The sequence below is a fragment of the Neobacillus drentensis genome (assembly GCF_036966985.1).
GTDB classification, from domain to species: domain Bacteria; phylum Bacillota; class Bacilli; order Bacillales; family Cytobacillaceae; genus Neobacillus; species Neobacillus drentensis_E.
On sequence record NZ_JBALSN010000080.1, the window covers coordinates 17,222 to 17,838 of the forward strand.

The following is a 617-nucleotide window of genomic DNA, read 5'->3' on the forward strand; positions in this document are numbered from 1 at the left end:
ACGGAAATCAACAGTCAAATTAACAGAGCAGAATAAAAAAACTTCTCAATCCCTTTACATCTTGGCTATTTTTTTCGATAATAGTAACAATCATTCATATTCAAGGAACTAATTTTAGCGAATGACATTTATATAAATAAAATGAGACGAAAATAAAGGTGATTTCATGGCGAATGATTTAGTGTTGACAGCCGACCAAGTCATCGACAAGACTCGGAACTACTTAAATGAGGAACATGTTGAATTAGTAAAAAATGCATACGAATTCGCAAAACATGCTCATCGTGAACAATATCGAAAATCAGGCGAACCCTACATCATCCACCCGATCCAGGTTGCGGGTATTTTAGCTGACTTGGAGATGGATCCTGCTACGGTTGCTGCTGGTTTTCTTCACGACGTCGTTGAAGATACGAGTGTATCCTTAAAAGATATAGAAACAGCTTTTAATGACGAAGTGGCGATGCTTGTCGACGGGGTAACAAAATTAGGGAAAATTAAATATAAATCTCACGAAGAACAGCAAGCAGAAAATCACAGAAAAATGTTTGTGGCCATGGCTCAGGATATCCGGGTTATTCTGATTAAGCTTGCCGACCGTTTGCATAATATGCGGA

At 38.1% G+C, this 617-nt stretch carries 1 protein-coding gene; it reads left to right on the forward strand.

The genetic code is table 11. The features are described from left to right. Positions 1–166: 166 nt before the first annotated feature. Positions 167–617 (forward strand): HD domain-containing protein (locus tag V7659_RS05915; RefSeq protein ID WP_335538782.1); only part of this gene is annotated, 451 nt, incomplete at its 3' end.